The organism is Bradyrhizobium sp. WU425, assembly GCF_021052305.1.
GTDB lineage: Bacteria > Pseudomonadota > Alphaproteobacteria > Rhizobiales > Xanthobacteraceae > Bradyrhizobium > Bradyrhizobium canariense_D.
Genome location: NZ_CP088089.1, coordinates 1668938 through 1682321, shown reverse-complemented (window position 1 = coordinate 1682321; position 13384 = coordinate 1668938). Strand labels below are relative to the sequence as shown.

The 13384-nt window shown below is 64.6% G+C and carries 12 protein-coding genes; 8 read left to right on the top strand and 4 right to left on the bottom strand.

The genetic code is table 11. The features are described from left to right. The first annotated feature begins 85 nt into the window (after positions 1 to 85). Positions 86 to 715, top strand: a complete 630-nt coding sequence (gene upp, locus BcanWU425_RS08085) for a uracil phosphoribosyltransferase (protein ID WP_007614501.1) — start codon at positions 86 to 88, stop codon at positions 713 to 715. 78 nt (positions 716 to 793) lie between these two features. Further along, positions 794 to 1003 carry a hypothetical protein gene (locus tag BcanWU425_RS08080; protein ID WP_026232575.1) on the top strand — a complete coding sequence of 70 codons (210 nt, stop codon included), beginning with the start codon at positions 794 to 796 and terminating at the stop codon, positions 1001 to 1003. Between the two features lie 18 nt (positions 1004 to 1021). On the opposite strand, the gene BcanWU425_RS08075 is transcribed toward BcanWU425_RS08080, so the two are convergent. Both BcanWU425_RS08075 and BcanWU425_RS08070 read right to left on the bottom strand, forming a co-directional pair. After that, positions 1022 to 2131, bottom strand: coding sequence for a M48 family metallopeptidase (locus BcanWU425_RS08075; protein WP_204512284.1), 1110 nt, complete (start codon positions 2129 to 2131; stop codon positions 1022 to 1024). Between the two features lie 3 nt (positions 2132 to 2134). After that, positions 2135 to 3280 carry a YjgN family protein gene (locus tag BcanWU425_RS08070; RefSeq protein WP_204514001.1) on the bottom strand — a complete coding sequence of 382 codons (1146 nt, stop codon included), beginning with the start codon at positions 3278 to 3280 and terminating at the stop codon, positions 2135 to 2137. Between the two features lie 379 nt (positions 3281 to 3659). Between BcanWU425_RS08070 and BcanWU425_RS08065 the strand changes: the two genes are divergently transcribed. Further along, positions 3660 to 4925, top strand: coding sequence for a cytochrome P450 (locus tag BcanWU425_RS08065; protein ID WP_204512285.1), 1266 nt, complete (start codon positions 3660 to 3662; stop codon positions 4923 to 4925). A 93-nt stretch (positions 4926 to 5018) separates the two neighbouring features. Next, positions 5019 to 6293 (top strand): cytochrome P450, encoded by a 1275-nt coding sequence (locus BcanWU425_RS08060; protein WP_018453687.1) that lies wholly within the window; start codon positions 5019 to 5021, stop codon positions 6291 to 6293. A 228-nt stretch (positions 6294 to 6521) separates the two neighbouring features. Here BcanWU425_RS08060 and BcanWU425_RS08055 read toward each other — a convergent pair whose 3' ends face one another. Next, positions 6522 to 7442 carry a LysR substrate-binding domain-containing protein gene (locus tag BcanWU425_RS08055; RefSeq protein ID WP_085349559.1) on the bottom strand — a complete coding sequence of 307 codons (921 nt, stop codon included), beginning with the start codon at positions 7440 to 7442 and terminating at the stop codon, positions 6522 to 6524. 124 nt (positions 7443 to 7566) lie between these two features. Between BcanWU425_RS08055 and BcanWU425_RS08050 the strand changes: the two genes are divergently transcribed. The 4 genes from BcanWU425_RS08050 to mdlC all read left to right on the top strand — a co-directional run bounded on the left by BcanWU425_RS08050 (position 7567) and on the right by mdlC (position 12479). After that, positions 7567 to 8736, top strand: coding sequence for an acyl-CoA dehydrogenase family protein (locus tag BcanWU425_RS08050; RefSeq protein ID WP_204512286.1), 1170 nt, complete (start codon positions 7567 to 7569; stop codon positions 8734 to 8736). Between the two features lie 10 nt (positions 8737 to 8746). Beyond that, a complete protein-coding gene (locus BcanWU425_RS08045) occupies positions 8747 to 9850 on the top strand; it encodes a CaiB/BaiF CoA transferase family protein (protein ID WP_204512287.1) in 1104 nt (367 codons plus the stop codon). An 18-nt stretch (positions 9851 to 9868) separates the two neighbouring features. Continuing rightward, positions 9869 to 10717, top strand: coding sequence for an FAS1-like dehydratase domain-containing protein (locus BcanWU425_RS08040; protein ID WP_204512288.1), 849 nt, complete (start codon positions 9869 to 9871; stop codon positions 10715 to 10717). A gap of 139 nt (positions 10718 to 10856) precedes the next feature. After that, positions 10857 to 12479, top strand: a complete 1623-nt coding sequence (gene mdlC, locus BcanWU425_RS08035) for a benzoylformate decarboxylase (RefSeq protein ID WP_204512289.1) — start codon at positions 10857 to 10859, stop codon at positions 12477 to 12479. 60 nt (positions 12480 to 12539) lie between these two features. Here mdlC and BcanWU425_RS08030 read toward each other — a convergent pair whose 3' ends face one another. Continuing rightward, positions 12540 to 13334 carry an SDR family oxidoreductase gene (locus tag BcanWU425_RS08030; protein ID WP_204512290.1) on the bottom strand — a complete coding sequence of 265 codons (795 nt, stop codon included), beginning with the start codon at positions 13332 to 13334 and terminating at the stop codon, positions 12540 to 12542. Positions 13335 to 13384: the final 50 nt, after the last annotated feature.

Here is a 13384-nt window from a genome sequence, read left to right as displayed (position 1 = left end):
GTTCGAGTTCGCGGAAACAGACCCCTCATCCGGCGCTTCGCGCCACCTTCTCCCACAAGGGGAGAAGGAAGAAAGGCATCCGATCATGCAAGGCGTCACGATCGTCGATCATCCGTTGGTGCAGCACAAGCTGACCCTGGTGCGGGACAAATCGATCTCGACCAAATCGTTTCGGGAGCTGATCAAGGAGATCGGCATGCTGCTGTGCTACGAGGTGACGCGCGACCTGCCGCTCGCCGATACCGTTATCGAAACGCCGCTGGCGACGATGCATTCGGCCAAGATCGCGGGCAAGAAGCTGGTGTTCGTGCCGATGCTGCGCGCCGGCACCACTTTCGTCGACGGCATGATGGATTTGGTGCCGACCGCGCGCGTCGCCCATATTGGCCTCTACCGCGAGCCGCACAGCTTTGCCGCGGTCGAGTACTTCTTCAAATCGCCGTCCGATCTCAGCGAGCGCCTGGCGATCGTGGTGACGCCCGTGGTTGCGACCGCCAACACGGCTGTGGCCGCAATCGACCGGCTGAAGGAGCGCGGCGCCAAGGATATTCGCCTCGCCTGCCTGATCGCCGCCCCCGAAGGGCTCGAACGGCTGCGCGGACTGCATCCTGACGTGCCGATCTGGACGGCCGCAGTCGATGAAGGTCTCGACGAGAACGGCTTTATCCTGCCGGGCCTCGGCGACGCCGGCGACCGCGCCTACGGGACGAGATAGGCGCCGGCTTGCAAACCGCGTCACGTTAGGAACAGGTTCGCTCGCGCAAGGTTTTCCTGCTCTACGATGGAGAGCACGATGACCTATCAGGATGACCGCAGGGCAGACAGAGCACGCCGCAACAGCCCGGTGGGCTGGGCGATCGGCGCGATCTTCGTGATCGCCGTGGTCGCTGCCGTCTTCTTCTACAATGGACGCGACGTCGGCCCGCAGACCACGACCTCCAATCCGAACAACGCGCCGAGCGTCACCACCGGATCGAATCCACCTGCTGCGCCCGCGAAGTGATGCGCTGAGGGCGGGCCGTCACACCTTGCCGCTGCCGCAGATCCCCTTCAGCGCCTGCCACTCCGCATCCGTGAGCAGCGGCGGGCCGCTGGCGGGGCGGTCTTCTTTCGTCATGCGCGCGAGGCGGTCCTCGGTCAGCGGATGGCTCGCCAGGATCGACGTGAGGCCGCCGCCTTCCTTGCCGGTGATGCGGAACATCAATTCGGCTGCAGGCTTAGGCGAACGGCCGAGCTTGTGCATGATCTCGATGGCAAACGTATCCGCAGCGGTCTCGGCCTCGCGCGAATAGGAAGCCTCAACCACGTTGCGCGAGGCGAAGATCACGGCGCTCGAGCCAGTGACGTCGCCGAACAACAGGCCGATCAGGAACGAGGTGCCGCCGTTGTAGATCAGGCCGCGCATGTTGTCGTAATGCTTGAGATGACCGAGCTCGTGGGCGAGGATGCCGGCGATCTCGTCGGCATTTTCGGCCTTGTCGAGCAGGCCCTTCAGCACGAACACCTTGCCGCTCGGCAGCGCGAACGCGTTCGGCACCGGGGTCGGCAGCACGCCCGCGGTCATGGAATCGTCGTCGAGGCCGGCGGCATCGCGCAGCCGATTGACGAGCTTGACGAAGGCCGCTTTCCCCGCCCCATCCTGGCACTCGCTGCGCCCGAAGATCGTCTTCACCTGAACCTCCGCCGCATCTCCAATGCGCCGCTCGATCGGTTTCGGCACCAGCGGCGCGAGGCGGTCGGCAGCGAGCGACACGCCGAACAGCACGACGCAGACAATGGAGACGGCGGCAGCCATCGACCAGCCGACGATTTTTGCGACCCCGCGGCGCGAGGTCTGGTGCTCGTCGAGCCGCATGCAGCGCGCGGTCACGTCTGACGCAAGCAGAGCGTCGCGGATTTCCAGCCGGGCCAGCGGCGGAGCGGAAGCGCAGGCGAGCCGCAAGATGCCGGGCGGGCTATCGGCGCGGCGGATGTCGGCATAGGCCCACCGAACGGGCGTCGCACCCTCTTCGAGGATCTCGAGCGCGTCACCGAGCGTCAGCGCCACCTGCCGCCTGCGGCTCGACACGCCGTCGAAGAAGATCGTCGGCTTTGCGGATTGCGCCGGCACCTCTGTGGACAACTCACTCACAGCTCAGAATCCCGCGACATCGAGTCCATCGGCAAAGCCTTCGCCGAGCGCGCTGGCGAGCTCGGCGCTGCCGCGCACATCCGCCGCGGCTCCGATGTTGTGCACCTCGACAGTTTCCAGCACCTTGGCCCAGAGATCGCGCTGGAGATAGACCCGCATGACGATGTTGAGGGCGAGAGCGAGTGCGAAGTAGCCGATCACCATCATCACCAGCGTCGGGATGCTCTTGGCGGCATTGCCCGGCCCCAACGCCTGCTCGACCGAAAGACCGCTCAGCTTGACGACGAGCATGGTCGCTCCGCCGATATAGGCGGCGAAGATGGCCGAGAGCAGCATCCACCAGCCGATCACTTTCCAGTACAACGCGTAGAATGCGTTGTGCGGCAATTGCGAGGACAGGCTGACGTCGCCGATGCGGATACCGTCGAGCCACCAGCGCCACTCGCGCGCCTTGAACTCGGCATAGAAGAACGGCGCGAGCGGGAAGATCACCATCGCGATCGGGCTCAGCAGCCACAGCCACCAGCCGCGCTTGAAGAATGTCCAGCCGTCGCCTTCGAAATCGCCGCGTAAATCGCCGTAATGGGTGTGCCGCATCTTGTAGCGTTCGAGCGAGGCCTCGCGCCACGGCAATGCGAGCCCGAGCGTCAGGAACACGAGCAAGCCCCACAGCATGGCGCGGAACGAATAGGCCCAGCCCGATCCGTCCATCCAGAACCGCACGCCGCGCCAGACCGTGCGCGTCAGGCGATAGCGCCGCGCGCGAAAGATCGCAAACTGACCAAAGGCGTAGAAGCTGATGAACAGCGGCGTCGAGGCAAAGCCCTGCCAGCGTTCGAACTCGATACCGACAAGGAAGTAAGCGAGGTAGATCGGCACCAGGATCGCGAGCGCGAACAGGAAGCCGACCAGCAGCTCCTTGGCCCGCCCGGTATATTCGGCGGCGTCGCCATCAACCGCGGTGTTCGCCCACAGATGACGGCGGATGTCGGTGACGAGCCAGAACCGGTAGAAGCCGAAGGTGACGAGCTCGAGCAGGGCACCCTTGGTGACCAATTTGCGAAACTCGGTACGGATGCCGGTGAAATCGACCCGCGTGGGCGGCAGCGGCGGGGGTAAGGGTTCGGAGCCGATGGGGGCCCATTGCATGTCGTTCACGGCGGCAACCTCGGGGTGCGGACCTGGTTCGATCAAACTTATAGATCAGAGATTAGTCGATCCCCAAGATGGGCGGGTTCGATTTAGCTCGATTCCGGTCGATTTCTGGTACGATTCCACGGCCGAGGGCGTGCGCGAGATCACGTTGTTGGATCAATGGCCTCGTAGTCCGGATGGAGCGCAGCGCGATCCGGGACAGCGGCAGTGGCGGACCGAATCCCGGATTTCGCTCCGCTCCATCCGGGCTACATCACACCCATGTGGCAAAACTCGCCCTTGCTCCGGCGCAGACAACCGGCTGTAATTGCAAATCAAATACCGCAGCGCAGAATTCAACGAGAACGCGCGGTTGATGTCAGGGAGAGCGGTCATGCATGGGACCATCGAAAACGCGGCGAAGCTCGACGCGTTACGCGCACGCGCTACGTCACTGCCGCTGGAACAGTTCGATCCGGGCGACCCAGAGCTGTTCAGGACCGATACGTTCTGGCCCTATTTCGATCGCCTGCGCCGCGAAGATCCCGTGCACTATTGCAAGGACTCGATGTTCGGGCCGTATTGGTCGGTGACGCGCTACAACGACATCATGGAGATCGAGACCAATCATTCGGTATTCTCCTCGGCCTCCTCGCTCGGCGGCATCACCATCCGCGACATCGATCCGGAACTGCGCCGCGAGAGCTTCATCTCGATGGACCCGCCGCGCCATGCGGCGCAGCGCAAGACCGTGGCGCCGATGTTCACGCCGACGCATCTGGACAATCTCGCGCTCAGCATCCGCCAGCGCTCGGCCGAGTGCCTGGACAATCTGCCCCGCGGCGAGGTGTTCGACTGGGTCGACCATGTCTCGATCGAGCTCACCACGCAGATGCTCGCGGTGCTGTTCGACTTTCCCTGGGAGGATCGCCGCAAGCTGACGCGCTGGTCGGACATCGCGACCACCATTCCCGGCCCCGACGGCCTCGTCGCCACCGAAGACGAGCGTCAGGCCGAGCTGACGGAATGCGCGGGCTATTTCACGCGACTGTGGAAGGAACGCATCGAACAGCCGCCGAAGAGCGACCTGTTGTCAATGATGGCGCATGGCGCCGCGACGCGCGACATGGACGCGAAGAACTTCCTCGGCAATCTCATCCTTCTGATCGTCGGCGGCAACGACACCACCCGCAACACCATGTCGGGCTCGCTCCACGCGCTGAGCCAGCACCCGGAGCAATATCGCAAGCTGCGCGAAAACCCAGCGCTTCTCGACAGCTTCGTGCCGGAAGTGATCCGCTGGCAGACGCCGCTGGCCCATATGCGGCGCACAGCGCTTGCGGACTTCGAGTTCCGCGGCAAGCAGATCAAGAAAGGTGACAAGGTCGTGATGTGGTACGTCTCGGGCAACCGCGACGCCGATGCGATCGAAAAGCCCTACGAATTCATCATTGACCGCGCGCGGCCGCGCACGCATCTCTCGTTCGGCTTCGGCATCCACCGCTGCGTCGGCTTGCGGCTTGCCGAACTCCAGCTCAAGATTATTTGGGAAGAGATCCTCAAGCGATTCGAGCATATCGAGGTGGTCGGCGAACCCAAGCGGGTCTATTCGAGTTTCGTGAAGGGTCTTGAAACCTTGCCGGTGAAGATCGCGGCTTAGATTCGCAAAGATGAGTTCGACACGTCCACAAGGAAGCTGTGCCCCCTCTCCCGCACGCGAGAGAGGTTAAGCAAGCAACTGGAGCAAACCACCATGAACATCCAAGCGCCGGTTCAAGTGGACAAGGCCGAACGCATGCGCAGGGCGCGCGAGGAGGCCTATGCGACGCCGCTGGCGCAATTCCACCCGGGCGCGCCTAGGCTGTTCCAGGACGACACCCTGTGGCCGTGGTTCGAGCGGCTGCGCAAGGAAGAGCCGGTGCATTACTGCACCAATGCGCCGATCGAGCCGTATTGGTCGGTGGTGAAGTACAACGACATCATGCATGTCGACACCAATCACGGCCTGTTCTCCTCGGATTCAACGCTCGGCGGCATCGGGATCCGCGACGTGCCGGAAGGCTATGACTGGCCGAGCTTCATCGCCATGGACCAGCCGCGTCATTCGTCGCAGCGCAAGACGGTGTCGCCGATGTTCACGCCGACGCATCTGGACGAACTGGCAAAACTGATCCGCCAGCGCTCGCAGACCGTGCTCGACAATCTGCCGCGCAACGAGACCTTCAATTTCGTCGAGCGCGTCTCGATCGAGCTGACGACGCAGATGCTAGCCACCCTGTTCGACTTCCCCTGGGAAGAACGGCGCAAGCTGACGCGCTGGTCCGATGTCGCGACCGCGCTGCCCAAGAGCGGCATCGTGGCCTCGGCCGAAGAGCGCCGCCGCGAGATGGACGAATGCTACGCCTACATGTCCAAGCTCTGGAACGAGCGCGTCAACTCCGCGCCGCGCAACGACCTGCTGTCGCTGATGGCGCACAACGACGCCACGCGCTTCATGGACCCCGATAATCTCATGGGCAACATCATCCTGCTCATCGTCGGCGGCAACGACACCACGCGCAACACCATGACCGGCTCGGTGCTGGCATTGAACGAGAATCCGGAGCAGTACGACAGGCTGCGCGCCAACCCGGAACTGATCGATTCCATGGTGCCCGAAGTGATCCGCTGGCAGACCCCGCTCGCGCATATGCGGCGCACCGCGCTGCAGGACACTGAAGTTGGCGGCAAGCACATCAAGAAGGGCGACCGCGTCGTGATGTGGTACGTCTCCGGCAATCGCGACGAGGAGATGTTCGAAAAGCCGAACGAGTTCATCATCGACCGCCCGCGGCCGCGGACCCATCTCTCCTTCGGCTTCGGCATCCACCGCTGCGTCGGCATGCGCCTCGCCGAACTCCAGCTCAAGATCGTCTGGGAGGAGATGCTGAAGCGCTTCGACCGCATCGAGGTGGTCGGCGAGCCCAAGCGGATCTATTCGAGCTTCATCAAGGGGTACGAGTCGCTGCCGGTGAGGATACCGGGGTAGGCCCCACTGTCATGCCCCGCGAAAGCGGGGCGTCCAGTACGCCGCGGCTTCTCGGCTCAAGCACTGCGGGCTCTGGAATACTGGATTTGCCCGCCTTCGCGGGCAATGACACGCGGGGGTGGATTGAGAGCGGGCGACTCCACCCCAGCTATAAAATTCCGGCATGACAGCTCGCGCAACATGCGATGGGTCGCATACGGCCTTCTGTCCTAAACCGCACCGCCACATCTAACTCAACTTGATGTCCCACACGCCGTCCTTGCGGCAGGCGGCGACTTCCTCGCGCAGGAGGGCGGTGACGGCAAGCGAGGCCGTCGAGACCGGACGGTCGATCGGAGAGGCGAATATGAGTTCGCGCGTCATCGGCTTCGAGACGACAGCCGTTTCCAGCCGCCCGTCCGCGACCTCGCCGTGGACCGACGAGGGCGGCAGCAGCGCGAAGCCGAGGCCTTCCTCGACGAGGCTCGTGAGCACGCGGAACGAATCCGCCTCGAGCTGGACGTTGAGCTTGATCTTGCGCTGGGCCGCCGCATGCTCGATCAGCGCACGGAGACCGTGGGAATGACTGGGCAGCACCAGCCGTTGCCGCAGCAGCCAGCCGACATCGACGCTCTTCTTGCGCGCGAGGCCACAACCGCGCGGACCAACCGCGACGATGTTGTCGCGCCCCAAGCTCTCCACGTTGAGATGCAGATCGGCGGAGCGGCCGTAGAGGATGGCGAGATCCATCTCGCCGCGATGCAGCCATTCGACGAGATGGCCGCTGTAGCTCTCGACGATGCGCAGCGAAATGCCGGGAAATTTTTCGACGCAGCGCCGCGCGAAGCGCGCCGACAGCACGCAGCTCACGGTCGGGACCAGGCCGAGCACGACCTGGCCCGATGGCGGCCCCTTGGACGACTGGATGTCGTCGCGGATCTGGTCGATCTGCCGCACGATGCCGGAGGTGCGCGCCAGCAAGAGGCGGCCGGCATCCGTGAGCACCATGCCGCGGCCGTTGCGGGTGAACAATTCCGTGCGCAGCTCGTGTTCCAGGAGCTTGATCTGCCTGGAGAGCGCCGGCTGCGCCACGCGCAACGTATCGGACGCCTTGGAGAGGCTGCCGAGCTCCGCCACGCAACTGAAGGTCCTGAGCTGACGGAAATCCATGCTTGCCAATCCTGGAAGGCTACTCCATACGCTATAGCAAATGAGCATAGGGGGCTGGCAGTGTTTTCACAACGCCAGAGGATCGGCCGGCGTTATCTTAACTGCCGCACATACGGGAAACCCCATGAGTGAAGAACACCAAACCGAAGATCACGCCGACATCCGCGAAGCGGTCGCAAAGCTGTGCGCGCAGTTTCCCGGCGAATACTGGCGCAAGCTCGACCGTGAGATGGCCTACCCCAAGGCCTTCGTCGACGCGCTGACCGAGGCCGGTTATCTCTCGGTGCTGATCCCCGAGGAATATGGCGGCGCGGGCTTGAAGCTTTCAGCGGCCGCGGCCATCCTCGAAGAGATCCAGCGCGCGGGCTGCAACGGCGGCGGCTGCCACGCCCAGATGTACACGATGGGCACCGTGCTGCGGCACGGCAATGACGAGCAGAAGGCAAAATATCTGCCGAAGGTCGCGAGCGGCGAATTGCGGCTGCAGGCCTTCGGCGTCACCGAGCCGACCAGCGGCACCGACACCACTTCGCTGAAGACCTTTGCGCGCAAGGACGGCAATGCCGGTTACGTGGTCAACGGCCAGAAGATCTGGACCAGCCGCGCCGAACATTCCGACCTGATGCTCCTGCTGGCGCGGACCACGCCGAAGGACCAGGTCAAGAAGCGCACCGACGGCCTTTCGGTGTTCATCGTCGACATGCGCGAGGCCAAGAACAACGGCCTCGAGATTCGCCCGATCCGCACCATGATGAACCACGCCACCACCGAAGTGTTCTTCACCGACATGAAGGTGCCGGCAGAGAATTTGATCGGCGAGGAAGGCAAGGGCTTTCGCTACATCCTCTCCGGCATGAATGCCGAGCGCATTTTGATTGCTGCCGAATGCGTCGGCGACGCCAAATGGTTCATCGCCAAGGCCACCAGCTACGCCAAGGAGCGCAGCGTTTTCGGCCGGCCGATCGGCCAGAACCAAGGCATCCAGTTCCCGATCGCCAAGGCCTACGCCGCGATGCGCGCGGCCGAACTGATGGTGAAGGAAGCGACGCGCAAATACGAGGCCGGGCTCGATTGCGGCGCGGAGGCCAACATGGCCAAGATGCTCGCGGCCGATGCGTCCTGGGAAGCGGCGAATGCCTGCGTCCAGACCCATGGCGGCTTCGGCTTCGCCGAGGAGTACGACGTCGAGCGCAAATTCCGTGAGACGCGGCTCTATCAGGTCGCGCCGATCTCGACCAATCTCGTGCTGTCCTTCATCGCCGAGCACGTCCTCGGCATGCCCCGCTCGTACTGAGGCAGCCATCATGGGAGCACTTGACGGGATCAGGGTGATTGCGGTCGAGCAGGCGGTGGCGGCACCGTTCTGCTCGTCGCGGCTGGCGGATGCCGGCGCGGAAGTCATCAAGATCGAGCGGCCTGAAGGCGATTTCGCCCGCGGCTATGACGCGGCGGCCAAGGGCCAGAGCAGCTACTTCGTGTGGCTCAACCGAGGCAAGCAATCCGCGGTGGTCGATCTCGCCACCAAGGAAGGTTGCGCCGAACTGGAGCGACTGATCGCGAGCGCCGACGTGCTGATCCAGAACCTCAAGCCGGGCTCGATGGACAAGCTCGGCTTTTCGCGGGAGCGGCTCTTGAAGGATTATCCCAGGCTGATTTCGTGCACGATCACCGGCTATGGCGACGACGGCCCCTATGCGCACCGCAAGGCCTATGATCTCCTGATCCAGGCCGAGAGCGGCCTTGCCTCAATCACCGGCAATCCCGACGGCGCCTCGCGCGTCGGCATGTCCATCGTCGACGTCGCGACCGGCGCCACCGCGCATGCGGCGATCCTGGAGGCGCTGATCGGGCGCGGACGCACCGGCAAGGGCGCCGACATCCGCATCTCCATGTTCGACGTGATGGCGGACTGGTGCACCGTGCCGCTGCTCAATTCCGAAGCCGGCAATCCGCCCAAGCGCATGGGGCTGCGCCATCCCTCGATCGCGCCCTATGGCGTGTTCACGTCCAGCGACGGCAAGGACATTCTGATTTCGATCCAAAGCGAGCGCGAGTGGAAGACGCTTTGCGCAAAAGTGCTGGACCAGCCCGATCTGCCCGCCGATCCGCGCGTGGCCAACATGGTCGAGCGCGTGCGCAACCGCGACTTCACCGACAAGACGGTCGCGGATGCCTTCGGCAAGATGACGCGCGACGAGTTGCTGAAGCGGCTGTCCGACGCCGACATCGCCTTTGCCGAGGTCAACACCATGGCGGACCTCACCAAGCATCCGCATCTGCGCCGCATCGAGGTCGACACGCCGCAGGGGCCAGTCAGCTATCCCGCGCCGGCGCCGATCATCATCGGCGAGACGCGCAGCTATGGCGCGGTGCCGGCGATCGGCGAACGACCGGCCAAGAAATCGTAACAACAAGCGCGAGGCGTCATGACCGAGAAGCTCGACATCGACCATCTCAGGCAATGGATCGGCCGCAGCGAAGAGGCAACCGACACCGTCACCGCGCAGCTCGTGAAGGGCCTGCGCGCGACGCTGTTCCAGGAGGTCGGCGCGCCCAAGCCGGGCGACGCGGCGCCGTTCACGGTGCATTGGTGCCTGGCGCAGCCGGTGTTTCCGATGTCGATGCTCGGCCCCGACGGCCACCCCACCCGCGGCGGCTTCCTGCCGCCGGTGCCGCTGCCGCGCCGGATGTGGGCCGGCGGCGAGATCGAGTTCCTGCAGCCGCTGCGCGTCGGCGACGAATCGACGCGGAGCTCGCGCATCGCGGACGTACAGGTGAAGACCGGCTCGACCGGCACGCTGTGCTTCGTCTCGGTCGAGCACAGCATCTCCTCGCCGCGCGGCATCGCCATCCGCGAGCGGCAGGACATCGTCTATCGCGAGATGACGACGGCGTCCGCGCCGGCAAAGGCGCCGCCTCCGCCGCCGAAGGCGCAGCATCGCCAGACGCATGTCTCCGATCCCGTGCTGCTGTTTCGTTATTCCGCGCTGACCTTCAACGGCCACCGCATCCATTACGACCGCGACTACGTCACCAAGGTCGAGGGATATCCGGGCCTGATCTTCCACGGGCCGCTGCAGGCAACGTTCATCATCGAGATGGCGGCGAAGCTGCACGGCGGCAAGCCGCCGAAGAGGTTTACTTATCGCGGGGTGCAACCGCTGTTCGAGGGCAGCGAGTTTTCCATCAACGCCAACGAGACCGCTGATGGCATGGAGCTGTGGACCGCGAACGCGGAGGGGCAGCCGACGATGAAGGGGACCGCGGTGTGGTGATACACTGCTGCTAGACCCTCACCCTGAGGAGCGCGCCCTTTGCGCGCGTCTCGAAGGGCGAGGCCACCAGCCGGGCCTTCATCCTTCGAGACGCGCGAAGACGCGCTCCTCAGGATGAGGAATTAGAGGAACGGAAACCATGGCGAAGAACGGCAAGACCGGCAGCAAATCCGTCACCGTCAAGCAGGCGACGCTCGACCTGCTGCGCTCCTTCGGCATCAAGAAGGTATTCGGCAATCCCGGCTCGACCGAGCTGCCGTTCCTGAGCGACTGGCCCGACGACATCGACTACGTGCTCGCGCTTCAGGAAGCCTCCGCCGTCGGCATGGCCGACGGCTATGCGCAGGCGACGCGCAATGCCGGCTTCGTCAATCTGCATTCGGCCGCCGGCGTCGGCAACGCGCTGGGCAACATCTATACCGCGCATCGCAACCAGACGCCGCTGGTGATCACCGCGGGCCAGCAGGCACGCTCGATCCTCCCCTTGCAGGCGTTCCTGTATGCGGAGCGTGCGTCCGAATTCCCGAGGCCTTATGTGAAGTACAGCGTGGAGCCGGCGCGGCCCGAGGACGTTCCGGCCGCCATCGCGCGCGCCTATTACACCGCGATGCAGCCGCCATGCGGGCCGACCTTCGTCTCGATCCCGGTCGACGACTGGGCGCATGCGACGGCTCCCGTCGAAGCCCGCAACGTCAGCCGCGAGATCGGGCCTGAGATTGACGCGATGAAGGCGCTGGTCACCGCGCTCGGCTCGGCCAAGCACCCTGCCGTCGTCGTCGGCCCCGGCGTCGATCGCGCCGGCGCGGTCGACCTGATGGTGCGCGTCGCCGAGAAGGCCAGGGCCAGCGTCTGGGTCAGCCCGTTTTCGGCGCGCTGCTCGTTCCCGGAACGTCATCCCCAGTTCGCGGGTTTCCTGCATGCCTCGCCGGCGCAATTGTCGGACGCGCTGCGCGAGCACGACCTCGTCGTCGTGATCGGCGCGCCGGTGTTCACCTTCCACGTCGAAGGCCATGCCGCGATCTTCGACGGCGGCGCGACGATCTTCCAGATCACCGATGACCCGGATGCCGCGGCGGTGACGCCGGTCGGCACCAGCATCATCGCGACGATGAAGCCGGCGCTCGCAATGCTGCTCGACCTCTTGCCGGAGAGCAAGCGCGCGGCACCGAAGGGGCGAACGCTGCCGCCGGCCCCGCTAGCCGGCGATCCGTTGCCGGTCGAATTCCTGCTGCATTCGCTGTCGCAGGCGATGCCGGACGGCGCGTCGCTGGTCGAGGAAATCCCCTCGCACCGGCCGGCCATGCAAAAGTTCATGCCGATGCGCGGCCAGGACAGTTTTTACACCATGGCGAGCGGAGGCCTCGGCTACTCGCTGCCGGCCGCGGTCGGCATGGCGCTCGGCAAGCCGACGAGCCGCACGGTGTGCCTGATCGGTGACGGCTCGGCGATGTATTCGATCCAGGCGCTGTGGACCGCCGCGCAGCGCAAGCTGCCGCTCACGATCATCGTCATCAACAATTCCGGCTACGGCGCGATGCGCTCGTTCAGCCAGGTGATGCAGGTGAGGAACGTGCCGGGACTCGAGTTGCCGGGGATCGATTTCGTGCGGCTGGCCGAGGGCATGGGCTGCCATGCGGTGCGGGTGAGCAAGGCGGCCGAACTGGGCGAGGCGCTCAAGCGCGGGATGGCATTCGAAGGGACGAGCCTGGTGGAGGTGGTCGTGGATTCGGCGGTGCCGGTGCTGTACGGGCAGAAGCATTGAGGGCCGACCGTCGTCCTGGCGAAAGCCAGGACGACACCGGAGGTCGTGGCAGGCCCCTTCCTACGTCCCGAAATCTTCCCGCATCTTAGCCTGGATCTTGGCCATGCCGCCGATCCAACGGTCGTAATTCTCGGTCTTCTTGCGCATGTAGCCGAGCACCTGCGGGTGCGGCAGGATCAGGAACGTCTCCTGATCGAGACCGGCGAGCACGTCCTTGGCGACGTGCTCGGGCGAGAGGTCGCCGTCACCGGATTGCGGGCCCTTGGGAATCGAACGCAGCATGTTGGTGTCGACACCCTGCGGACAAAGGATCGAGACACGGATGTTGTGCGCCTTGTGCGAGATTGCGAGATTTTCGGCAAAGCCGACCGCAGCATGCTTGGTGGTTGAGTAAGCCGGACTGCCGACCTGCGACAGCAGGCCCGCGGCCGAGATCGTGTTAAGGAAATAGCCGCCGCCGCGCGCCTTCATGCGCGGGATCAGATGCCGCGCCGCATAGACATGCGCCATGACGTGGATCGCCCAGCTGCGCTGCCAGGGCTCATCCGAGGCGCCGCCGGCATTGACCGACATCGGGTCGAAGCCGCCGCCGATGCCGGCATTGGAGCAGAACAATTCGATCGGGCCGAACTGACGCTCGGTCTCCTCGATGACGTGGGAAATATCCTTTTCCTGCGCGACATCGCATTTGAAGGCCGCGCCATCCACCGTGGCCGCGACCGCCCGCGCGTTGTCCGCGTCCATGTCGGCGACGACGACCTTGGCCGCACCCGCCTTGTGAAAGGCTTCGCACAGCGCCTTGCCGATGCCGTTGGCGCCGCCCGTGACGACCACGACCTTGCCGGTCACCTGCATGCGACGTCTCCTCTTGTCTTATACCGTTTTGGCTTATTGCGCTTCGCGGA

What these genes read in the sequence shown, in the direction of transcription:
- upp (WP_007614501.1), top strand. Translation starts at nt 86, where the DNA reads ATGCAAGGCGTCACGATCGTCGATCATCCGTTGGTGCAGCACAAGCTG.
- BcanWU425_RS08050 (WP_204512286.1), top strand. Translation starts at nt 7,567, where the DNA reads ATGAGTGAAGAACACCAAACCGAAGATCACGCCGACATCCGCGAAGCG.
- BcanWU425_RS08060 (WP_018453687.1), top strand. Translation starts at nt 5,019, where the DNA reads ATGAACATCCAAGCGCCGGTTCAAGTGGACAAGGCCGAACGCATGCGC.
- mdlC (WP_204512289.1), top strand. Translation starts at nt 10,857, where the DNA reads ATGGCGAAGAACGGCAAGACCGGCAGCAAATCCGTCACCGTCAAGCAG.
- BcanWU425_RS08055 (WP_085349559.1), bottom strand. Translation starts at nt 7,442, where the DNA reads ATGGATTTCCGTCAGCTCAGGACCTTCAGTTGCGTGGCGGAGCTCGGC.
- BcanWU425_RS08080 (WP_026232575.1), top strand. Translation starts at nt 794, where the DNA reads ATGACCTATCAGGATGACCGCAGGGCAGACAGAGCACGCCGCAACAGC.
- BcanWU425_RS08070 (WP_204514001.1), bottom strand. Translation starts at nt 3,280, where the DNA reads ATGCAATGGGCCCCCATCGGCTCCGAACCCTTACCCCCGCCGCTGCCG.
- BcanWU425_RS08030 (WP_204512290.1), bottom strand. Translation starts at nt 13,334, where the DNA reads ATGCAGGTGACCGGCAAGGTCGTGGTCGTCACGGGCGGCGCCAACGGC.
- BcanWU425_RS08065 (WP_204512285.1), top strand. Translation starts at nt 3,660, where the DNA reads ATGCATGGGACCATCGAAAACGCGGCGAAGCTCGACGCGTTACGCGCA.
- BcanWU425_RS08045 (WP_204512287.1), top strand. Translation starts at nt 8,747, where the DNA reads ATGGGAGCACTTGACGGGATCAGGGTGATTGCGGTCGAGCAGGCGGTG.
- BcanWU425_RS08040 (WP_204512288.1), top strand. Translation starts at nt 9,869, where the DNA reads ATGACCGAGAAGCTCGACATCGACCATCTCAGGCAATGGATCGGCCGC.